Source organism: Plantactinospora sp. BB1, assembly GCF_003030385.1.
Classification (GTDB): Bacteria; Actinomycetota; Actinomycetes; order Mycobacteriales; family Micromonosporaceae; genus Plantactinospora.
In genome coordinates, this window is sequence record NZ_CP028159.1 from 516,216 (window position 1) to 537,806 (window position 21,591).

20 protein-coding genes are annotated in these 21,591 nt (G+C 73.3%); 12 read left to right on the plus strand and 8 right to left on the minus strand.

Annotated features, from left to right (window positions below):
• Positions 1-84 precede the first annotated feature (84 nt).
• The 7 genes from C6W10_RS02135 (at position 85) to C6W10_RS02165 (ending at position 6,475) form a co-directional block, all read left to right on the plus strand.
• The gene (locus C6W10_RS02135) at positions 85-309 is read left to right on the plus strand and encodes a hypothetical protein (RefSeq protein WP_107256102.1); all 225 of its coding nucleotides are present in this window, start codon (positions 85-87) and stop codon (positions 307-309) included.
• Between the two features lie 10 nt (positions 310-319).
• Positions 320-1,405 carry a MoxR family ATPase gene (locus tag C6W10_RS02140; protein ID WP_107256103.1) on the plus strand — a complete coding sequence of 362 codons (1,086 nt, stop codon included), beginning with the start codon at positions 320-322 and terminating at the stop codon, positions 1,403-1,405.
• An 88-nt stretch (positions 1,406-1,493) separates the two neighbouring features.
• Entirely contained in the window at positions 1,494-2,507 is a 1,014-nt protein-coding gene (locus C6W10_RS02145; protein ID WP_107256104.1) for a DUF58 domain-containing protein, read from the plus strand.
• 22 nt (positions 2,508-2,529) lie between these two features.
• Positions 2,530-3,489 carry a VWA domain-containing protein gene (locus tag C6W10_RS02150; RefSeq protein ID WP_107256105.1) on the plus strand — a complete coding sequence of 320 codons (960 nt, stop codon included), beginning with the start codon at positions 2,530-2,532 and terminating at the stop codon, positions 3,487-3,489.
• 39 nt (positions 3,490-3,528) lie between these two features.
• Complete coding sequence (locus tag C6W10_RS02155) at positions 3,529-4,458, plus strand: S1C family serine protease (protein WP_107256106.1); 930 nt, start codon at positions 3,529-3,531, stop codon at positions 4,456-4,458.
• Between the two features lie 9 nt (positions 4,459-4,467).
• On the plus strand, positions 4,468-5,148 hold the full coding sequence (locus C6W10_RS02160; protein ID WP_107256107.1) for a response regulator transcription factor: 681 nt from the start codon (positions 4,468-4,470) through the stop codon (positions 5,146-5,148).
• Positions 5,149-5,221: 73 nt separating this feature from the next.
• Positions 5,222-6,475: a cell wall metabolism sensor histidine kinase WalK gene (locus C6W10_RS02165; protein ID WP_234361577.1), complete on the plus strand. Its 1,254-nt coding sequence runs from the start codon at positions 5,222-5,224 to the stop codon at positions 6,473-6,475.
• A 182-nt stretch (positions 6,476-6,657) separates the two neighbouring features.
• On the opposite strand, the gene C6W10_RS02170 is transcribed toward C6W10_RS02165, so the two are convergent.
• On the minus strand, positions 6,658-7,398 hold the full coding sequence (locus tag C6W10_RS02170) for a D-Ala-D-Ala carboxypeptidase family metallohydrolase (RefSeq protein ID WP_107263588.1): 741 nt from the start codon (positions 7,396-7,398) through the stop codon (positions 6,658-6,660).
• 239 nt (positions 7,399-7,637) lie between these two features.
• Here C6W10_RS02170 and C6W10_RS02175 point away from each other — a divergent pair, with 239 nt between their 5' ends.
• The 4 genes from C6W10_RS02175 to C6W10_RS02190 all read left to right on the plus strand — a co-directional run bounded on the left by C6W10_RS02175 (position 7,638) and on the right by C6W10_RS02190 (position 11,266).
• Positions 7,638-7,922, plus strand: coding sequence for a DUF427 domain-containing protein (locus C6W10_RS02175; RefSeq protein WP_107256109.1), 285 nt, complete (start codon positions 7,638-7,640; stop codon positions 7,920-7,922).
• Between the two features lie 87 nt (positions 7,923-8,009).
• Positions 8,010-8,291, plus strand: coding sequence for a zinc ribbon domain-containing protein (locus tag C6W10_RS02180; RefSeq protein WP_107256110.1), 282 nt, complete (start codon positions 8,010-8,012; stop codon positions 8,289-8,291).
• Between the two features lie 20 nt (positions 8,292-8,311).
• The gene (gene fmdA / locus C6W10_RS02185; protein ID WP_107256111.1) at positions 8,312-9,565 is read left to right on the plus strand and encodes a formamidase; all 1,254 of its coding nucleotides are present in this window, start codon (positions 8,312-8,314) and stop codon (positions 9,563-9,565) included.
• Between the two features lie 501 nt (positions 9,566-10,066).
• Positions 10,067-11,266: a low temperature requirement protein A gene (locus C6W10_RS02190; RefSeq protein ID WP_107256112.1), complete on the plus strand. Its 1,200-nt coding sequence runs from the start codon at positions 10,067-10,069 to the stop codon at positions 11,264-11,266.
• Here the strand turns inward: C6W10_RS02190 and C6W10_RS02195 are convergent.
• The 3 genes from C6W10_RS02195 to C6W10_RS02205 form a co-directional block, all read right to left on the minus strand.
• Positions 11,263-12,180 carry an NAD(+)/NADH kinase gene (locus tag C6W10_RS02195; RefSeq protein ID WP_107256113.1) on the minus strand — a complete coding sequence of 306 codons (918 nt, stop codon included), beginning with the start codon at positions 12,178-12,180 and terminating at the stop codon, positions 11,263-11,265. The genes C6W10_RS02190 and C6W10_RS02195 overlap by 4 nt on opposite strands.
• 64 nt (positions 12,181-12,244) lie before the next feature.
• Positions 12,245-13,300, minus strand: a complete 1,056-nt coding sequence (locus tag C6W10_RS02200; protein WP_107256114.1) for an SPFH domain-containing protein — start codon at positions 13,298-13,300, stop codon at positions 12,245-12,247.
• 90 nt (positions 13,301-13,390) lie between these two features.
• Positions 13,391-14,092, minus strand: coding sequence for an SDR family oxidoreductase (locus C6W10_RS02205; protein ID WP_107256115.1), 702 nt, complete (start codon positions 14,090-14,092; stop codon positions 13,391-13,393).
• Between the two features lie 95 nt (positions 14,093-14,187).
• Here C6W10_RS02205 and C6W10_RS02210 point away from each other — a divergent pair, with 95 nt between their 5' ends.
• A complete protein-coding gene (locus C6W10_RS02210) occupies positions 14,188-14,778 on the plus strand; it encodes a TetR/AcrR family transcriptional regulator (RefSeq protein WP_107256116.1) in 591 nt (196 codons plus the stop codon).
• A 183-nt stretch (positions 14,779-14,961) separates the two neighbouring features.
• Here C6W10_RS02210 and C6W10_RS02215 read toward each other — a convergent pair whose 3' ends face one another.
• From C6W10_RS02215 to C6W10_RS02230, 4 genes are all read right to left on the minus strand, one after another.
• Positions 14,962-15,693, minus strand: a complete 732-nt coding sequence (locus C6W10_RS02215) for a dienelactone hydrolase family protein (protein WP_107256117.1) — start codon at positions 15,691-15,693, stop codon at positions 14,962-14,964.
• 279 nt (positions 15,694-15,972) lie between these two features.
• Positions 15,973-16,728: an ABC transporter permease gene (locus tag C6W10_RS02220; protein ID WP_107263589.1), complete on the minus strand. Its 756-nt coding sequence runs from the start codon at positions 16,726-16,728 to the stop codon at positions 15,973-15,975.
• Positions 16,729-16,903: 175 nt separating this feature from the next.
• Positions 16,904-17,887 (minus strand): ATP-binding cassette domain-containing protein, encoded by a 984-nt coding sequence (locus C6W10_RS02225; RefSeq protein WP_107263590.1) that lies wholly within the window; start codon positions 17,885-17,887, stop codon positions 16,904-16,906.
• A gap of 144 nt (positions 17,888-18,031) precedes the next feature.
• A complete protein-coding gene (locus C6W10_RS02230) occupies positions 18,032-21,496 on the minus strand; it encodes a BTAD domain-containing putative transcriptional regulator (RefSeq protein ID WP_107256118.1) in 3,465 nt (1,154 codons plus the stop codon).
• Between the last annotated feature and the right edge of the window lie 95 nt (positions 21,497-21,591).

The following is a 21,591-nucleotide window of genomic DNA, read 5'->3' on the forward strand; positions in this document are numbered from 1 at the left end:
CTTCCGTCGGGCGCCCGGTTCTCCACTCAACCCCGCTCCGGGCGCCCGGCCCGAGCAGAAACCTCGACGGAAGGAACAGGGACCATGCGGATCAAGCGGATCGCCGGGCTGGCCCTCGCCGGTGCCGCGGCCGTCGCGGCCGTCGGCGTCGCCGGAGCGGCGTACGCCGACGACCCGGCCGACTCGGAGAAGACGGTACGGATCGTCACCGAGAACAACGGCAACGTCTTCGGCAGCACGGTCGACGTACCGAAGGACTGCCCCGAGAAGAACGGCGGCGCGGCCACGCCCGCCGAAGCCGGCCTGTGAGGTACCGCCGATGAGCCTCACCGAAGCCGGCCCGGAGACACCGAGCGTCCCGTCGGAGGCGGCGCACGTCGCGCCCGAAGCGCCGCACGTCGCGCTCGAACAGGCGATGTTCGAGGTCAAGCGGGTGATCGTCGGGCAGGACAGGCTGGTGGAACGGCTCTTCACCGCGCTGCTGGCCGACGGGCACTGCCTGCTGGAGGGCGTACCCGGGGTGGCGAAGACCCTCGCCGCGCAGACCCTCGCCGTCGCCGTCGGCGGAACCTTCTCCCGGATCCAGTTCACCCCGGACCTGGTCCCGTCGGACATCGTCGGCACCCGGATCTACCGCGCCTCCTCGGAGAGCTTCGACGTCGAACTCGGCCCGGTGATGGCGAACCTGGTCCTCGCCGACGAGATCAACCGGGCACCGGCCAAGGTGCAGTCGGCGCTGCTGGAGGCGATGGCCGAACGGCAGGTCTCCATCGGCGGACGCAGCTATCCGGTACCGGAGCCGTTCCTGGTCCTGGCCACCCAGAACCCGATCGAGTCCGAGGGCGTCTACCAGCTACCCGAGGCGCAACGCGACCGGTTCCTGCTGAAGGTACTCGTCGACTACCCCACCGACGCCGAGGAGCTGGGGATCCTCTACCGGATGGGCACCGCCCGGCCGCAGCCGCGTACGGTGCTGGACCCGGCTCGGCTGCGCGCCCTCCAGGACCGGGCTCGGGCGGTCTTCGTGCACCACGCCATCGCCGAGTACGTGGTGCGGCTGGTGGTGGCGACCCGGCATCCGGACCGGTTCGGCGCGGGTGACCTCTCGGCGCGGCTCGGCTACGGCGCAAGTCCCCGGGCCACCCTCGGACTGGTCGCCGCCGCCCGGGCGCTGGCCCTGCTGCGCGGCCGGGAGTACGTGCTGCCGGCCGACGTGACCGAATTGGCCGTCGACGTACTGGCACACCGGCTGGTGCTCTCCTTCGACGCCGTCGCCGACGGGATCTCGGCCGAGTCGGTGGTGCGCCGGCTGGTCGGCGCGGTACCACCGCCGCAGATAGCCCCGCAGCAGGCGGAACAGGGACAGCAGGCCGAGGGCGCGCGGCGGGCGGAGCGGGCGGCGTGAGTCGCGGGCGACCCGGCGGGCGGGCCGGGCGGCCGTGGTCGCGCCGCCCGCCACACCGGACGGACCGGAGGAACGGGAGACGCACCGAATGAACGAGGGATACGCCACCGTGCACCACCTCGCGCCACACCGTCGGCTGCGCCGGCTGGAGCTGGCGATCACCCGTCGGCTCGACGGGCTGCTGCACGGGCAGCACCTGGGTCTGCTGCCGGGCGCCGGGAGCGAGCTGACCGGCAGCCGGGAGTACCGGCCCGGCGAGGACGAGGTACGCCGGATGGACTGGGCGGTGACCGCACGTACTGGGGTGCCGCACGTCCGGGAGGTGGACGCCGACCGGGAACTGACCACCTGGGTCCTGGTCGACTCCACCCCCAGCATGGACTTCGGCACCGCAGAGCTGGAGAAGCGGGAGTTGGCGGTCGCCGCCACCGCCGCGATCGGCTACCTGACGGCCAGCCACGGCAACCGGCTCGGCGGGCACCTGCTCGGCGCGGACGGGATCCGGCGCTTTCCGGCGCGTACCGGTCGGGAGCATCTGCTCGGCCTGCTGCACACCCTGCTGGCCGCGCCGCGCGGCCCCGCCGGGTCCCGGCCACCATCGCTGGCGCAGGCGCTCGCCGGGCTGCACCGCGCGGCGCCGCGCCGGGGTCTGGTGGTGGTCGTCTCCGACTGGCTCGACGGGCTGCCGGACCCCGCCGGCGACCCGCCGGGCCGGGACTCGGCCGAGGAGCGGCCCGAGTGGGAGACCGAGCTGCGCCGGCTCGCCGTCCGGCACCAGGTGCTGGCGGTCGAGGTGACCGATCCACGCGAACTGGACCTGCCGGACGTCGGACTGATCACGTTGGTCGACCCGGAGAGCGGCCGGCGCCGCGAGATCTCCACCGGCAGCCGGCGGCTGCGCGAACGGTACGCCGACGCGGCGCGGCAGCAGCGCGCACTGCTCCGGCGGGCGCTGCGCCGGGCCGGGGCCGCGCACCTGGCGCTGCGTACCGACCGGGACTGGGTGACCGACATCGTCCGGCACGTGTACGCCCAGCGCCGCCTGGCGGCGGCAGCCCGTACCCCCGGCCCGGTCGGCGGTCCGGCGGGCGGCGCGGCGTGACCGGACGGGACGAGGAGGGATCATGACGCTGGAGAGCCCAGGCCGGTTGTGGCTGCTGGCCGGCGTGGCGGCACTGGCCGTGGCGTACCTGCTGATGCAGCGCCGCCGCAGCCGCTACGCCGTCCGCTTCACCAACCTGCGCCTGCTGGACCGGGTGGCGCCGAGCCGACCGGGCTGGCGGCGGCACGTGCCGGCAAGCCTCTTCCTGGGCATGCTGGGGCTGCTGGTGGTCGGCTTCGCCCGCCCCAGCGACGAGGTACGCGTACCGCGCGAGCGGGCCACCGTGGTGATCGCGGTGGACGTGTCGCTCTCCATGCTCGCCGACGACGTACCGCCGGACCGGCTCAGCTCGGCCAAGGCGGCGGCCCGGGAGTTCGTCGACGGGCTGCCCGAGGAGTTCAACGTCGGACTGGTCGCCTTCGCCGGCAACGCCTCGGTCTTCGTCCCACCGGAGACCGACCGGCAACTGCTGGCGGCCGGCATCGACCGGCTCGCCGAGGGCGGCACCGGTCAGCAGGGTACGGCGATCGGGGACGCGATCGGCACCGCGCTGGAGTCGATCTCCACCCTGGACGGGCAGGCCGCCGAGGATCCACCGCCGGCCCGGATCGTGCTGCTCTCCGACGGCGCGAACACCTCCGGCAGCGACCCGGAGCAGGCGGCGGCCGACGCGTCGAGTGCCGGGGTACCGGTGGACGCCATCGCGTTCGGCACCTCGGACGGCGTGATCGAGCAGGGCAACCGGCCGATGACCGTACCGGTGGACGGCGAGACGCTGCGGATGGTCGCCGAGCGGACCGGTGGCGGCTACCACGAGGCGGGCAGCGGCGACGAGCTGCGGGCCGTCTACGCCGACATCGGCAGCTCGGTCGGCTACACCCTGGAGCGGCAGGACGTCTCCGCCCGGTTCATCGGCATCGGGCTGATCCTGGCGCTGCTCGCCGCCGCCGCGTCGATGTTCTGGTTCGCCCGGATCCCCTGACCGGGCCACCATTTCCACAGTGGAGGGAGTGACGGGAAGATGGAGCAGACAGAGGTGACGGCGGCACCACCGGGACTGGGCCGCCCCCGGGGACCGGGCTTCGTCTCCCCGGCGCTGGACGCCTGGCCGAGCCCGCTCGCCCCGGTCGGCGTACCCGAAAAGGAGCCGGCGGCCGGCGCGGCCCGGTGGCGGCGGACGTTGCTGGCCGGGCTGGCGGTGGTGGCGCTCTCGGCGGCCTCCGGCGCGCTGGCCGGCGGATACGTGGCGGCGGACGGGCCGGCGTCGGAGCTGGCCGCTCCCCCACCGGCGACCCCGCTGTCACCGCGCCCCGGGGCCGGCGGCGCGGTGCCGACTCCCGGACCGAGCGGCGGCGCGGTGCCGAACGACCTGGTCGGTGCCGCCGCCACCGCCCTGCCCGGAGTGCTGTCGGTGCGGGCCGGCCGGGCCGGCGGATCCGGCTTCGCCGTCGACGAGCGGCACGTCGTCACCAACAGCCACGTGGTGGCGGGCGCGACGACGGTGAGCGTGGTCGGCCAGGACGGGCGACGGCTCTCCGCCGAGGTGGTCGGCCGGGACCCGGGCAGCGACATCGCGGTGCTCAGGGTCGCCTCGGCCGGGGCGCTGCGGCCGCTGCGGCTCGCCGCCGACGGCGTCCGGGTCGGCGAACCGGTGCTCGCGGTCGGTTCCCCGCTGGGGCTCTCCGGCACCGTCACCGCCGGCATCGTCAGCGCGCTCGACCGCCAGGTGCGGCTCGGCGACAGCGGCGCCCGGCAGGCCGCGATCCAGACCGACGCCTCGATCAACCCCGGCAACTCCGGCGGACCGCTGGTCAACGCCCGGGGCGAGGTGGTCGGCGTCAACACCGCGATCGCCACCCTGGACGGCAGCGGCAACATCGGGATCGGCTTCGCGATCCCGATCGACCGGGCCCAGCGGGCGGCCGAGCGGATCATCAGGAACGGTGGATAGCGTCGGATCATGCGGCTACTGGTGGTGGAGGACGAGGAGGACCTGGCCGACGCGGTACGGCTCGGCCTGGTCCGCGCGGGATACGCGGTGGACGTCGCCACCGACGTCGCGCAGGCGTACGAGCGGCTGGCGGTCAACGCGTACGACCTGATGCTGCTGGACCTGAACCTCCCCGACGGCGACGGTTTCGCGGTCTGCCACGCGATCCGCCGCGGCGAGGTACCGGTCGAGGGCGGCAGCGACCTACGGGTACTGATGCTCACCGCCCGGGGCGCGCTGCACGACCGGGTACGCGGGCTGGACGAGGGCGCCGACGACTACCTGGTGAAGCCGTTCGCCCTCGCCGAACTGCTGGCCCGGGTACGCGCGCTGCTGCGTCGGGACTCCGGCGGCGGTTCGGCGGTGTTGCGGGTCGGCCCGTTCCAGCTCGACGTGGCCCGGCAGGAGGCGAGCCGGGACGGCAACCGGCTGCACCTGACCCGCAAGGAGTTCGGGGTGCTGGAATACCTGATGACCCGCCCCGGTCACGTGGTCTCGGCGGAGGAGCTGCTGGAACACGTCTGGGACGCCAACGCGGACCCGTTCACCCAGACCGTCCGGGTCACCGTCGGCACGCTGCGCCGCAAGCTCGGCGGCGAGGCGATCGAAACCGTCGTCGGACGCGGCTACCGACTGCGGGAGGTGGCGTGACGTGGAGCCCGGCGGGACGCGGCCTGACGTGGAGCCGAGGGTGACGGTGGCGGGAGGTGGCGTGGAGCCGAGGGTGACGGTGACGGGAGGTGGCGTGCCGGGTGCGCCGGGGGGTCGGCGGTTGCGGCGCTGGCTGCCGTTCGTGCGGTCGATCCGGTTCCGGCTCACCGTGCTCTATTCCACGCTGCTCTTCGCGCTGGCCGGGGCCGGGCTCGCCGTCACCTATCTGGCGGTGGAGTACAGCACCAACCCGAAGCCGATCACCAACCAGTACGAGGCGGACGTGGTCAAGCACGGCCGTACCGTCGGAACGCTGACGGTGGCCGAGGTGGACGAGATCGAGTCGGAGGTCAACTTCCGTACCCTGGAAACGCTGCGCAACTACTCCCTGATCGCGCTGGCCGGGCTCTTCGTCGCCAGCCTCGGCATCGGCTGGGTGCTCTCCGGCCGAGCGCTGCGACCGGTGGGCGCGATCGCGCGTACCACCCGGGAGATCCAGGCCACCGACCTGTCCCGACGGATCCGGCTGACCGGTGCCCGGGACGAGCTGCGCGAACTCGGCGACACCATCGACTCGATGCTGGACCGCCTGGAGGAGGCGTTCCGGACCCAGCGCCAGCTCATCGACGACGCCTCACACGAACTGCGCAGCCCGCTCGCGATCATCCGGGCCAACCTGGACGCCTCGCTGCTCGACGCGCCGGAGGCCACCGACGCGGAGCGGAACCGGGCCGTCGCCGTCATCGACCGGGCCACCACCCGGATGTCCCGGCTGGTAGAGGACCTGCTCGCCACGGCCCGCCGCCGCGCCGACGCGCTCGCCGACACCGACGTGCTGCTCGACGAGGTGGCCCGGGAGGCGGGCGAGGAGTTCGCCGCGGTCGCCGCCGCCCGCCAGGTCACCGTCGCGTACGACCTCCGGCCCGAGCTGTCGCTGATCGGTGACCACGACGCGCTGCGCCGGGCGGTCGGCAACCTGCTCTCCAACGCGGTACGGCTCTCCCCGGCGGGTGGCACGGTCACGGTGGCGGCGGGGCGGATCGGCGGCTGGCTCTGGGTCGGGGTCGCCGACGAGGGGCCGGGGATCGCCGCCGCCGACCAGTCCCGGGTCTTCGACCGGTTCTGGCGCGGCCGGGCCGATCCGGCGGCCGGGGCCGAGCGGCGTACCGGGCTGGGGTTGGCGATCGTCCGGCAGATCGCCGAGTCGCACGGCGGGCAGGTGGCGCTCTTCTCCTCGGTCGGCCGGGGCAGCACCTTCGTGCTCTGGCTGCCGGCCGCGGACCGCACCGACGACACCGAACCACCGACCTCCTCCCCGCTGCCCTGACGGTCGACCGCTGCCCTGACGGTCGACCACTGCCCTGGTCGTTCGCTGCTGCCCTGACTTCCGACCGCCGCCCCGGCAGCGGGGCGGGGTCCCTCCGGATCGGAAGGACCCCGCCGCGAGCGTGTGGCCGCCGTCGACCGTCCCGTCGCCCGCCCCGCCGCCGACGGGCGCCCAGGACACGGTCAGGAAACGCCGCAGGAACTCGCCGACCAGGTACGGCTCGACTTGTGCGCCACGTGGGTGTGATCGCTGTGTCCCGGGTAGCCGGGGCCGAGGATCTCCCGCCAGCCGTGGTTACGGGCCTGCTGGGCGAGGCGGCACAGGGAGTGCGGGCTGACGCCGAGGTCGACCGCGTCGCCGTAGAGGTGCCGGCTGGTGGCCGAGCCGCCGACCGCGTTGTTGCAGGCGTGGCTGCGGAACGCGCTGGTGACCCGGATCTGCTGGTCGCCGAGGGCGTGCCGCATGGCCTGGAGCTTCCACATGTTCACCAGGGCGTTGAAGCGGGCGGTGGCGGCCGAGACCGCGCCACCGGACCAGTCCGAGTTGCAGTTGTTCAACTCGGCGTAGCTGAAGTTCACCGGGGTGCAGTCGTCGTCCTGGAGGGCGTAGATCCGGTTGAACGTCTGCGGGCCGGCGATGCCGTCGGCGCCGAGCCCGTACGCCTGCTGGAAGCGGACCACCGCGGCTCGGGTCGCCGGACCGAAGGCGCCGTCGATGGTGAGTACCGCGTTGTAGCCGGGGTAGCCGGCGACCCGGATCTGCAACTGTCGTACGTCCTCACCGGACATTCCCTCCGAGAGGGTCCGGCCCCAGGTGTAGCAGCCGTCGGCCTGAGCGGGTCCGGCGGTGGTCACGGTCGCGACGAGGGTGGCCGCGGCCGCCATGGTGAGCGCCGCGAGGATTCTGACGGTACGTCTGAACAAGGGGTCCTCCATACCGAGCGGGGGTTGAATATCGACGAGGATGGCTGTCCGCCGATCACAAGTCAATATCTTGCAGTGACCTTTTGTGATGCGGCGGTTTCCTTCACCGCTCGGAGACGCACCGTTCACCGCCCCGCCGCCGACGAACCCTGGCGACGGCGGGACGGTTTCGGCCCCGGCCACCGGGGCGGGAGCGGGGACGGGGGCGGGTCAGCGGCGGTCGGCATAGGCTGGCGGACATGCCGAAAGCCATCTGGAACGATCTGGTCGTCGCGGAGAGCACCGACACCGTCGTGGTCGAGGGCAACCACTACTTCCCGCGTACGGCCCTGCGGGACGACCTGGTGCGGGAGTCGGACACCCACACCGTCTGCCCCTGGAAGGGCACCGCGTCGTACTACACCCTGGAGCACGAGGGCCGGCGCAGCGTCGACGCCGTCTGGTACTACCCGGCGCCGAAGCCGGACGCCGAGATGGTCCGGGACCGGGTCGCCTTCTGGAAGGACGTCACGGTCGTCGACTGATCCTCCGCCGTCCGGGCAGACCACCCGTAGGCCGCCAATTGCGGCATTAGCCTGCGAAGCCACCCCACCGGGTCCGATCCTGAAGCCGTGGCGACGTACGAGTACCGGTGTCCCCGGGACGGGGTCTTCCCGGCCCGGTTTCCGATCGGGCAGGCTCCCGCGCGGGTCCGTTGCGCGACCTGCGCGGCGGAGGCCGCCCGGGTCTTCTCGGCGCCGTCGCTGCGTGCCATGCCGCGGCCCCTGGTCGCGGCCCTCGACCGGGCCGGCCGCAGCGCCGAAGCACCGGAGGTGGTGTCCCGGGTCCCCGGCCGACGCGGCGCGGCGGCCCGGCCGGTCCATCCCGGGCACGCCCGTCTGCCACGACCCTGACGGGTGAAAGGGAAGCCGCGATGCCGGAGCTGTTGTTTCCACTGGACTCGACGAAGAAGTTCACCGAGCAGGAGTTGATGGGCCACAACCGGTGGCATCCGGAGATCCCACCGGTCGCCACCGTCCGGCCCGGCCAGTCGTTCCGGGTGCACTGCCGGGAGTGGTTCGACGGCGCGATCCACAACGACGACTCGGCCGAGGACGTCCGGGACGCGCCGCTCCAGATCGTGCACGCGCTCAGCGGCCCGTTCTCGGTCAGCGGTGCCGAGCCCGGCGACCTGCTGGTGGTCGACATCCTCGACGTGGGGCCGATTCCGCAGGAGGATTCGGGGCCGCTCGCCGGGCAGGGCTGGGGCTACACCGGCATCTTCCCGAAGCAGAACGGCGGCGGCTTCCTGACCGACTACTTCCCGGACGCTTACAAGGCGGTCTGGGACTTCAGCGGGCAGCAGGCCACCTCCCGGCACGTTCCCGGGGTGACCTTCACCGGGATGATCCACCCGGGTCTGATGGGCACCGCCCCCTCGGCGGCGCTGCTGGCGAAGTGGAACGAGCGGGAGGGAGCGCTGCGGGCCACCGACCCGGACCGGGTACCTCCGCTGTCGCTGCCGCCACTGCCGGACGGGGCGATCCTCGGCTCGCTGACCGGCGGCGACTTCGACCGGGTCGCGGCCGAGGCGGCCCGGACCGCGCCGCCCCGGGAGAACGGCGGCAACCAGGACATCAAGAACATGACCAAGGGGACCAGGGTCTTCTACCCGGTGTACGTCCCCGGCGCCAACCTCTCCGTGGGCGACCTGCACTTCTCCCAGGGCGACGGTGAGATCACCTTCTGCGGTGCGATCGAGATGGGCGGCTTCATCGACCTGCACGTGGACGTGATCAAGGGCGGGATGACCATGTACGGCGTGTCGGAGAACGCGATCTTCCTGCCCGGGATCGTGGCTCCGCAGTACAGCCAGTGGCTGGCCTTCTCCGGCATCTCCGTCAGCACGGACGGGGAGCAGCGCTATCTCGACTCGCAGCTCGCGTTCCAGCGCGCCTGCCTGCACGCGGTCGAATACCTGACCCGCTTCGGCTACAGCCCGGAGCAGGCGTACCTGCTGCTCGGTGCCGCCCCGATCGAGGGGCGCTTCTCCGGGGTGGTGGACATCCCGAACGCCTGCGCGACGGTCTACCTGCCGACCGCGATCTTCGACGTCGACGTACGCCCCTCCGGCGCCGGACCGACCCGGGTCAACCCGGGCCAGGGCGCCCCGAAGGCGACGTTCTGAGCCCCTGACAACGCTGGCCGCGACCCTGACACCCGACACCGTCCGCGACGTTGACGGCGGGTCCTAGCGACGACCGCAGACTCCGGGACCTGGATGGAAGTCGACGTGGCACACGGGGCTGGGGAAGCCGCGATGCACCGGCCAGGTGGCCGACCGTCGCCGGGCCCGGGGCCGGAAGGCGGCCCTGCACGGCCTTCGCGCCGGACGTTAACGAGCAGCGGCACGCCGTGGCGTGCCGCATCGGCCGGTTCGCTCCGCACCAATCACCTGGTCGTCGGCCGGGGTGGGTCGACCCTCGCCCGGTCGCCGCAGCCTACGGCCCGACCGCCCCGCCTTCGATACTCCGGGTACCCGAGGCGTTGATGACCGTGCCTCAACGCGGCCGGGTCCCGGCCGTACCGATCACCTGACGACGCGGCCGGGTTCCGGTCGAACCGGCCCGCAGCCGGCGGGCGCCCACCGACGAAACGCGGGTGAACTGCCGCGAGGAGGAACGGATCGATGAGCACGGACAGGGCGACCGGCTCGATGCGGCAGATCGAGATGCCCCAGCGGGCCACGTTCCTGGAATTGTTCTTCGACCTGGCGTTCATCCTGACGCTGTTGCGACTGGGCGAAGCACTGCTGGACGAACTGAACTGGATCGGCGCGCTAGAGACACTGATACTGCTGCTCGCCACATTCTCGATCTGGACCTTCACCGCGTCGGTGTGCGACACCTTCGACCCGTCTCGACCGGCGATCGAGCTACTGATCTTCGCTACGATGATCGGTACGCTGGTCATGGCGGTCGCCATCCCCGGGGCGTTCGAAAAACGCGGGATGCTCTTCGCCATCACGTACGTGTCACTTCATATCGGTCGGGACGTCTTCCTGTTCGTCTTTCTGCGCGGCCACGAGCTGCGGAAGACCGTCGCACAGGGGCTCCTCTGGTTTGCGCTGACCGCCGTTCCGTGGATCGTCGGGGGATTCATGCACGGTCCGACCCGCGTGGCCCTGTGGGCGTTCGCCATAACCCTGGAATACGTGATGGCCAGGCTGCGCTTCCCCGTACCCGGGCGTGGCGCTGTCCAGGTGCCGAAGTTCTCGCCCGCGGGCGAGCATCTGGGTGAGCGCTACCGACAACTGTTCACCGTCGCACTCGGTGAGGTGATCCTCGCGGCGGGAATCGCTCACGGTTTCGGCGACTTCGAGGCCCAGCGCAACGCGGCGTTCGCGGTGACGTTCATTACGACGGTGCTGGTCTGGAGAATCTACATCTACCGCGCCGGAGCACTGATGGAAAAGGCCGTCGCGCACGCTTACGAGCCGGTCCGCATAGGCCGGGCGGTGTCGCGGGCCCACGTGATGATGGTGGCCGGCATCCTCATCATCTCGGTCGGCGGAAAACTGGTCATCAGCCATCCGATCGGTCACACCCCACCGGCCTGGATCAGCGTCATCCTCGGCGGACCCGCGCTGTTCCTGTTCGGGCGGATCGCCCTCGAACGCGCCGTCGGGGCGACCATGCACACGCGGAGATTTCTCGCGGTGCTCGTACTGGCACTGCTGGCCCCGGCTCTGCTGCTCCTGCCTCCACTGGTGGCCGCGACTGCCGGCGCTGCGGTCCTCGGCGGTGTCGCCGTCCTCGACACCATGCGCATGACCCCCTCCACGGCACCGCCCCCGGGCGGACGGTCCCTGGTGACCGGAGACGACTAGCCAGGCGAGCCTGCGGGCTCGACCAGGCGCAGCCGCCGGCTGGCCGGGCCGACGGTCAACCGCTGCCCCCAGGCCATCGTCAGGTGGTCGCTGTCCAGCCCGTCGGCGAAGACCACCAGCCGCTCCCGTTCCGCGACGATCTCCAGCGTCTCGTCCGCGCCGAGCCGCCCGGCGGTCAGCGAGGCGCCGGTGGCCGGCGACGGCCACGCCTCCCGGACGAACCAGCACAGCGCCGGTTCCTCCGGCGCCGGCAGCGGCGGCGCGGCGGCTCGCTCCCGGGCGATCGAGGCGCACCAGCCGGTGGCTCCGGTGCCGGTGCCGACCACCAGACCCGAGGAGGACTGGCGTTCCCGTCGGCCGTCGGCGGTGGAGAGCACGTAGCGCGCCGACTGGTGACCTGGATGCCCCGCGTAGACCTCGTTGAGCCCGACCAGTTCCTGACCGTCGTCGAGGACGGCCCGGACCATGGTCCGCTCGCGCACCGGCGCCCGTCCGGCGACCACCGTCGGCAGCAGCCGGGTGACCGCCTCCGGCCGGAACCGGACGAGTACGCCCGCGTTCTGCCCCGGTTCCGGGTCGACCCCGATCACCGGCTGCCCGTCGAGGTACTTGGCGACGTTGGCGACCAGCCCGTCCTGGCCGACCGCGACCACGATGTCCTCCGGGGCGAACGGAAACCGGGGCAGGTCGTCCCGGTCCGTCCGGCCCCGCCGCCAGTCCGCCGGGATCGCCGCGCCGACGGTGGTCAGCGCCACCTGGAGCGCCTCGTGCCGGGCCACCACCTCGGCCAGGTCACGCCCCCGTTGGTGCAGGTAGTAACCGGCGGCGGCCCGGGTGCCGTGGTGGGCCAGCAGCTCGTCCAGCTCGCTGCGCCGGCTCACCACGACCACCCTCGGGGCCAGGGTGGCGCTCATCCGGCCCACCCCACCAGCATCGCCCGGCGCTGCGCCGGCCCCGCCGTGGCCGGTGCCGGCCCGGTCACCGGGACAGCCGGCCCAGCAGGCCGGTCAACACGTCCGGGGTGACCGTGAGCTGGCCGATCTCGGGAAGTTGCCCGGCCACCTCGCGCAGCGCCAGCGCGTGCAGTACCTCCGGGGGCAGGTCCCGGTACGCCGCCAGTCTGGCGGTCTCCGCCTCGGCCTCGGCGAGCCCGATCACGCGTACCCCGTCGGCCTTCGCCCCGGCGAGGGTGCGCTCCTTCTCCGCCTCGGCGGTGGCCAGCACCCGGGCCCGCTCGGCCGCCGCCGCGTTCGTCACCTTCTCCCGCTCGGCCTTGCCCTGGGCGACCGCGAGGTCGGCGGCGGCCTCCAGCTCGACCTTGCGCCGGGAGTTGGCGCCGTGCTGCTCCACCAACTGCTGCTCCCGGCGGGCCAGTTCGATCTTGTTCTGCAACTCGTTCTCGGCGATCGCCCGCTCCTGCTCGACCGCCTGGGCCCGGCGGGCGTAGGTGGCCCGGTCGGCCTCCACCTGCACCGTTTCCCGGGTCGGCGTCTGGAGCGCCCGCTCCATCTCCGGCTCGGGGCGCACCGCCACCACCCGGGCGCTGACCACCGAGACGCCCACGTCGGTCAGCCGGCCCTCGTCGCGCAGCGCCGCCGAGACCGCCTCGCGGACCCCGGCGATGTCGGTGAGCGCCTCGGCCAGCGGGACCCGGGCCAGCAGGTCCAGCGCCGGCTGCTGGGCCAGCTCGGCCAGCAGGGTGGCGACCTGGTCGAGCGGGCGGCCCCGGGCGACGCCCCTGTGCGGGTCGACCGAGAAGTCCAGCCGGCTCGCCGCCAGCGCCGGGTCGGCGATCCGGTACGTCACCGTCGCCTGCACGGTGACGTCGGCGAAGTCACTGGTCCGGGCGTGGAACAGCAGCGGCAGCTCGCGGTCGTCGATCGGCACCTCGCTGAGTACGCCGACCAGCGGCCGGTACCAGAAGGACTGTCCGATCCCCTCGTGCCGGACCCTGCCCCGCACGGTGTGCCGGATCCACGTGGTCGGCGCCCCGCGCAGGTGTCGCAGGAACAGCCGCCTGGTCACGTCGGCCATGACGCGCCCCCTCCCCTGTTTTCGTCGCCATGACGATAAAGGAGATCGTATTTCGCGTCAAGGTGCCGATAAACTGCCCGGCGACCCCGGTCAGGCGGCGGCGAGTTGCGGATAGAGCGCGGCGAGATCCGCCGAGAGCCCGGCCTTGACCCGTCGGGTCACGTCGTCGGCGAGTACCTCGAAGGCGCCGGCCTCGACACCGTCCAGCGCCTGCCGGGCGACGTACTCCGGGGCGACCTTCGGCACGTCGAGGTGCGCGGCCATGTCGGTGTCGACGTACCCGACGTGCAGCCCGGTCACCCCGACGCCCTTGGCGAGCAGTTCCAGCCGCAGCGAGTTGCTCATCGACCAGAGTGCCGCCTTGGAGGCGCTGTACGAGCCGGAGAGGGCGAGCCAGGAGAGCACCGAGTGGATGGTCAGGAGGTGGCCACCGCCGGCCGCGACCATGCCGGGCACGAAGGCCCGGGTCACGGCGAGCGGGCCGAAGAAGTTCGCCTCGAACTCGCGGCGGACGTCCTCCACCGGCGAGTCGAGGAAGTTCGCGGCGACCAGGCCGGCCGCGTTGTTCACCAGCAGGGTGACGTCGGGTGCCCGCCGGGCGGCCTCGGCGACCGACTCGGGATCGGTCACCTCCAGGGCCAGCGGCACGACGTCGGGGTTGGTCACCGTACGCGGATCGCGGGCGGTGGCGTAGACCCTGCGGGCGCCCCGGGCCAGCGCCTCGGCGGCGATCGCCCGGCCGAGCCCACGGTTGCCGCCCGTGACGAGGACGACGGCGTCTCTGATCTGCATCGTGGTGCCTTTCGGAAAGGACGGAAAACCGATCGGTTTCCACCACCGTAAACCGATCGGTTTCCATCCGCAAGCAGGGCGGGTACGCTGCGAACATGACCTCGACGACCAACCCGGCGACCCCCCGCGGCCGGCTGCTCCGGGCGGCGGCCGAGCTCTTCCACCGGGAGGGCATCGCCACCACCGGGGTCGAGCGGCTCTGCCAGGTGGCCGGCGTCTCCAAGCGGACCATGTACCAGCTCTTCGAGACCAAGGACGCCCTGGTCGCGGAGAGCCTCGACGCGTGCGGCCCGGCGGTGGTCGCGGCGCACCTGCCGGACCAGGCATCCGGTCTCGGCCCCCGCGAGCGGATTCTCGCCGTTTTCGCCCACCTGGACGAGCTGTCCGGATCAGCCGAGTTCCGGGGATGTCCGTTCCTGAACACGGCGGTCGAACTCCGGGACCCCGACCATCCGGCCAGCGTGGTCGCCCGGGGCTACAAGGACCGGCTGACCGACTTCTTCGCCGAGCAGGCCCGGCTGGCCGGTGCCCGCGATCCGCAGACGCTGGCCAGGCAGCTCACCATCGTCTACGACGGGTCGGCCAGCCGGGCCGTGACCCAGGGTGTCGGGCTGGACGGGCTGGCCGCGCTCACCGCCTCGGCACTGCTCGACGCCCAGCTCGGCACCGCCATGTCCGAGGCCTAGCCCGGCACCGCCATGTCCGACGCCCAGCCCGGCACCGCCATGTCCGACGCCCAGCCCGACACCGCCCTGTCCGACGCCCAGCCCGGCACCGGCTGACCCGGACCGTTCGCGCAGCGCCGCCGGCAGTTCCTGTCGGCTACTGCCGGCCTGACGGTTGGCTGTCGCCGGCCTGACGGCCCGGCCTCACCTCAGGTGCCGGGCGAAGAACCGGTTCCCGTCGTCCCCCTCGAAGTGCGGGACGCCGGTGTGCCCGCCCATGTTGGCGTGCAGCGTCTTCTCCCCGGAGCCGAAGGCGTCGAACAGGTCCAGGGCCAACTGCCGGTCGTTTCCCTCGTCGTCCCACTGCAACAGGACAAGCAGCGGAATGGTGACCTGCCGGGCCTCTTCGAACATGGTGCGGGGCACGAAACTCCCGGCGAACAGCAGGGCGGCCGAGATGCGCGGCTCGACCGCCGCCAGCCGGACACCGATGGCGATCACCCCTCCCGCGTACCCGACCGGGCCGCCGATCTCGGGCAGCGTGAGGATCGCGTCCAGGGCGGCCCGCCACTCCGGGACCGCCTTCTCCACCAGCGGGAGGACGAGCCGGTCGACGATCTCGTCGTCGACCGGCTCGCCAGCCGCCAGCGCCCGGTGCAGGTCGGCGCGGGCCTCCTCGGCGGCGGCGGACCGGGGCCGGTCACCGCTACCGGGAAGCTCGATGGTCGCCGCGGCGAAGCCCTCCGCCGCACAGTGCCGGGCCCGGGCCACCAGTCGGGGGTACATCCTGCGCAGTCCGCCGGGGTGGCCGAGCAGGATCAGCGGGGCCGGTGCGGACGCGGATCCGGGCGTCCACAGGATGCCGGGGACCTCCCCGAGGGTGAACCCGCGTTCGAGGACGCCGTCGTCGAGGCGCTGTTCAGCAATGAATTCCACGGTCGTGCCTTTCGGGAGTGCTCGTGAACGGCGCTCCCGGACGACCTATCGCCCGACCGTGACCCCGCAGGGGAGCACCCATGTCGAAACGTTCACGGGTACCACCTCCTCGGTCTCTCGCACGGCCTCCGGAAAGCTAGCAGGGTCGCCATGCTCCGCCAAACCGTTTTCTCGAAGGCCCGGCACGAGCGCCGCACGACAGCCGGCAAAGCCGACCGCCGCCGCACGACAGCCGGCAGACCGACCGCCGTCACACGACAACCGGCAAACCGACCGCCGTCAACGGCTCAGCCGCTGGTACCGCCGGACGGCCAGCGGCGCGAAGACGGCGATCAGCAGCAGCGGAAAGGCGACCGCCAGCAGCAGCGCGTGCTCCGCCGCCCAGGAGTTTCCGCCGGTCCCCGGGTTGCCGAACAGCTCACGGCTGGCCGCCACCGTCGCCGACAGCGGGTTCCACGACGAGATCGCGCCGAGCCAGTCCGGCATCAGTTCCGGCGCCACGAAGACGTTGGAGAGCGCCGTCAGCGGAAAGGCCAGCGGAAAGACGATCACTCCGACGGTGTCCGGGTTCGGCACCATCAGCCCGAGGAAGATGCCGACCCAGGTGAGCGCGAGCCGGAGCAGCAGGATCAGCCCCACCGCCGTGAGCGCGTCGAGCAGGCCGTTGCGCCACTGCCAGCCGACCAGCAGGCCGCAGACCACCAGCATGCTCATCTCCAGCAGCGCGCGGAGCAGGTCCGCACCGGCCCGCCCGGTGACCAGCGCGGTCCGGGCCATCGGCATCGACCGGAACCGGTCCACCACGCCCCGGCTGACGTCCATCGCGATACCGCTGGCGGTGGCGCCCAGCCCGTACAGCATGGTCATCACGAAGACGCCGGGCAGGAGGTACTCCCGATAGCTGCCCTGGCCGGGCATGGACATCCCGCTGCCGAAGACGTAGCCGAAGACCAGCACGAACATGATCGGCAGGCTGAAGTAGATGGCTATCTCTTCCGGCGAGCGGATCACGTGCGACATGTTCCGGCCGGTCATCACCCAGCCGTCCACCACCGCACGACGCAACCGGGCCGTACGCCCGGCCGTCGGCCGTACCGGAGGCACCTGCGGCGCCCGGTGCTGTGCCTGCAACGTACTCGTCATGGCGTTACCCCGTTTCGCTCGTCGTCGTACCGGCCCGGCCGGTCCGGCCGTCCCACCACCGCCCCGGTCACGCCGGCACCCCCGCCCGGCCCGGCTGCGCCGCCCCGACCTGGTGCCCGGTCAGGTGCAGGAAGGCCTCGTCGAGGGTCGGCCGGCGCAGCCCGATGTCCTCGACCGCGATCCCGGCGTCCCGCAGCGCCCGCATCACGTCGCCGAGCGCCGCCACCCGGTCCAGGACCGGGGCGCTGAGCTGCCGGATCTCCGCGTCGAGCGTCACCGGCCCGGCGGAGGAACGTTCCACGATCCCGGCGGCCGTGCCGAGTTCCGCCGCGTGCCGGACCACCACCTCGATCCGGTCCGCTCCGATCCGCGCCTTCAGCTCGGCCGAGGTGCCCTCCGCGACCACCCGCCCGGCGTCGACCACCAGGATCCGGTCGGCGAGCTGGTCCGCCTCCTCCAGGTACTGCGTGGTCAGCAGCACGGTGGTGCCGTCGGCGACGAGGCTCCGTACCGCCGACCAGAGCTGGTTACGGCTGCGCGGGTCGAGCCCGGTGGTCGGCTCGTCGAGGAAGAGCACCTGGGGGGTCATGATCAGACTGGCCGCCAGGTCCAGCCGGCGGCGCATCCCGCCGGAGTACTCCGCCGCCGACCGGCTCGCCGCGGCGGTCAGCCCGAACTGCTCCAGCAGCTCGTCGGCGCGGCGCCGGGCCGCCCGAGTCGACAACCGGTGCAGCCGACCGAAAAGGATCAGATTCTGCCGGCCGCTGAGTACCTCGTCGACCGCCGCGTACTGCCCGGTCAGCCCGATCACCTCCCGGACCCGGTCGGGCTGCCGGACCACGTCGTACCCGGCCACCTGAGCCCGGCCGGAGTCGAAGCGCAGTAACGTGGCGAGGATCCGCACCGCCGTGGTCTTGCCGGCGCCGTTCGGTCCGAGCAGCCCGCACACCGTGCCGGCCGGCACGTTGAGGTCGAACCCGTCGAGGGCCCGGGTCGCGCCGTACCGCTTGTGCAGTCCCTCGGCCACGACCGCTGATGTCTGCGTTGTCATGCCGTAGACCGTCGCCGACCGCGCTGACCGGTCGCGCACCGATCGCTGACGACCCCCGCTGACCGGTCACGCACCGACCGCTGACCGCCGCGCTGGCCGGTCACGCACCGGCCCACACCGCCGGGCCGGTGCGGTCGCCTCCGGTCAGGCGGCGTCGAGGGCCGCCAGCGCCGCTTCCCGGCTCAGCGCCGCACCCCGGGCGAGCAGGCGCCGGTACGCCGGGTCGCCGAGCCGGGCCCGGGTGGCGACCGCGACCGGTGCGGCGTCGATCGCCGCGGCGCTGCCGAAACCGGCCTGCAACGCCACGACCGCGCCGAGCAGCACAGCGGCCCGGTCGGCGTCGCCGTCCTGGAGTACCGGTCCGACCACGCCCTCGACCGCGATCGTGAGGGTACTCAGCTCCCACACCCCCGCCGTCGCGCCCAGCACCTGGCGGAACCGGGCCCGCGCCCCGACCTCGTCACCGCTCGCCGCCAGGATCTGCCCGAGGGCGACGAGCGCGGCGAGCCGTATCCCCTCCGCCCCGAACCAGCCGGTCGGGCACTCCGCCAACGCCTGCTCGCAGAGCCGGCGTGCCCGGTCCAGGTCACCGTGCCGCCGGGCGATCTCGCCGAGCCCCAGGTGGGCCGCTGCCAGCAGCTCCGGCGCCCCGGCCGGCAGGGCCAGCTCCAGTACCCGCCGGTAGTCGTCCGTCGCGCCGGCCAGGTCGTCGATGCCGAGCCGACCGTCGCCCCGGGTACGCAGCAGCTCCGCCATGTCGAGCATCGAGCCGAGTTCGTCGGCCAGCCGCAGCGCCTCGTCGACCAGTTCGGAGTGGGTGTGGTCGCGGCGCCGGTACGCCAACTCGATCAGGATCGTCAGCACCAGGATCGTGCCCCAGCGCTCCCCGATGGTCCGGAAGTCGGCCAACGCCTGGTTGAGCCTGGTGTACGCCTCCTCGTAGCGGCCTTCCAGCATCAGCACCATCCCCATGCCGAGCGCCGCCAGTGCCCGGCTCCACGGGTCGCTCCCGATGAGCCCGATCCAGCCTTCGGGGGTACTGAGCAGGTTCGCCGCCATCTCCGGCGGTGGACCGTTGGCGACCCCGGAGAGGTAGAGCAGAAACGGCTGCCGGGGTGGACGGCCCAGGCTCCACAGGATCGTGGCGGCCGGTTCTACCCCCTGCGGGCCCGAACCGTACCCGCCGAGCGAGGCGTGCAGCAGGCAGAGGGCGTATTCCTCGGCGAGTTCCGGGGGCGGGTCGCCGCCGAGCTGCTCGACGAGTTGGGCGGCCAGCGCGGCCCCCTCCCCCCGCAGGCCGCGCAGCCACCAGTAGAACGACAGCGCGGCGACCAGCATCAGCGCGGTAGCGACGTCTCCGGCGGCCATCGCCCGGCGCAACGCGGCGTGCAGGTCGTCGCGGTCGCCGTCCAGCCGGCGCAGCCAGTCCAACTGGTCCGCGCCGCGCAGCCGCAGGTCGGCGGTACGGGCCAGTTCGAGGAAGTACGCCGCGTGCGCCCGCCGCAGCTCCTCCGCCTCGCCGGCCTCGGCCAGCCGTTCGGCGCCGAACGCGCGCACCGTCTCCAGCATCCGGAAGCGCCCGCCACCCGCCTCCACCAGGGACTTGTCCACCAGACTGGAGAGCACGTCGAGCAGCTCCCCGTCACCCCGGCCCGCATCGCCTGCGCCCGCACAGCCTGGACCCGCATCGCCTCGGCCAGCATCGCCTCGGCCAGCATCGCCGGGGCTCGCATCGTCTCGGCCCGCGTCGCGCGGCCCGCAGACCCGCTCGACGGCGGCCAGGTCGGCGCCGCCCGCGAAGATCGTCAGCCGGCGCGCCAACCGCTGTTCGGCCTCGTCCAGCAGGTCCCAGCTCCACTGCACCACCGCACGCAGCGTCTGGTGCCGGGGCTGGGCGATCCGGCTGCCCCGGGTCAGCAGCCGGAACCGGTCGTCGAGCCGGGCCGCCACCTCGGTGACCGGCAGTGCCCGCAGCCGGGCCGCCGCCAGCTCGATGGCGAGCGGCAGGCCGTCGAGCGTACGACAGATCCGCAGTACCGAAGGAAGGTTGTCGGGGCCGACGGCGAAGCCCGGTGACACGTCGGCGGCCCGTTCGACGAAGAGCCGGACGGCCGGGTACCCCGGGGCGGCCTCGGCGGCGGTCTCGGCCGGCGGCAGGGGCAGTCCGGAGACCGGGCAGAGCGCCTCGCCGGTGAGCCCGAGCGGCTCCCGGCTGGTGGCCAGGACCCGCACCGTCGGGCAGGCGCCGAGCAGCCGGGCGACGAGCCGGGCCACGTCGGCGACCAGGTGCTCGCAGTTGTCCAGCACCAGCAGCAGGCTGCGATCGGCGAGCGCCGTGACCAGCCGGTCGGCCGCGTCCCGGGGGCCGCCCTGGGCGCGCAGCGCGGCGTCCCGCAGGTTCAGCGCGGCGAGTACCGCCGAGGCGATGTCCGCGCCCGCGGTCACCGCCGCGAGTTCGACCAGGGAGACCTCGCCGGACTGCCGGCCGGCCGCCTCGATCGCCAGCCGGGTCTTGCCGGCGCCACCGGGGCCGTGCAGGGTGACCAGGCGTCCCTCGCCGAGCAGCTTGCCGACCCGGGCCAGCTCCTCCTCCCGACCGACGAAGCTGCTGAGCTGCCCGGGCAGCCCGACGGCCGCCCCGGCCAGCTCCCCGTCGATCGCGGCCAGCTCCCCGTCGACCCTGGCCGGCCCCCGGTCGACCGTCGCCGGCTCCCCGTCGACACTGGCCGGTGGGACGGCCGACCTGCCGTGATCGGCGGCTGGACCGGCGGCCACGCCGGCTGGACTCGCGGGCTCGACGGCTGGACCGGCGGGCCCCGGCCGGGCGGGGCCGGGGCGGCGCGTTCCGGCCGGGAGCAGTGCGGGGTCGTCGCGCAGCACGGCCACGTGCAGCGCGGCCAGTTCCGGAGACGGGTCGGTGCCGAGTTCCGCCGCGAGCAGTTGCCGGGCCTCCTCGAAGGTGGCCAGCGCCTCGGCCCGGCGGCCGGCGGCGTGCAGCGCGCGGATGAGCTGGCCGCGAAGTCGCTCCCGCAGCGGGTACGCCGCCACCAGTTCCCGCAGTTCCGCCACCGAGGGTCCGGCCCCGGCGAGGTCGAGTTCCGCCGCCACCCGGTCCTCGACGGCGGCGAGCCGCAACTCGTCGAGGCGGATCGCCTGGGCCCGGGCGAAGGGTGCCTCCCGGACGTCGGCCAACGGCTCCCCGCGCCAGAGCCGGGACGCGGCGCGCAGCAGCTCGACGGCAGCCGGGCGGTCACCCCGGGCCAACGCGCGCTGGCCCTCGGCCACCAGCCGGGTGAACCGGTGCAGGTCGACGTCCTCCGGCTCGACCGCGATCCGGTAGCCCGCCGGATGGAACTCCACCGGTGGCTCCGGCCCGTCGACGCCGGAGAGCACCTGGCGCAGCCGCGAGACCTGGGACTGCAACGCGTTCCCGGCCCGGCTGGGCGGGGCGTCGCCGTACAGGCCCTGGATCAGCCGGTCCGCCGAGACCACTCGGCCGGCGTCGAGGAGCAGCAGTACCAGCAGGGCACGCAGGCGCGGACCACCGACGGCGAGGCGCCGGCCGTCGCCCGCGTACACCTCGGTCGCGCCCAGGATGCCGAACCGCATGGCGTCGATTGTCGCCCACGCCGCGCGGCGGCCGGCACGCCCTCGGCCCGGGGGCGGCATCGCCGTGCTGGCGGCCCCTGGAGGGGCCCGGCGGT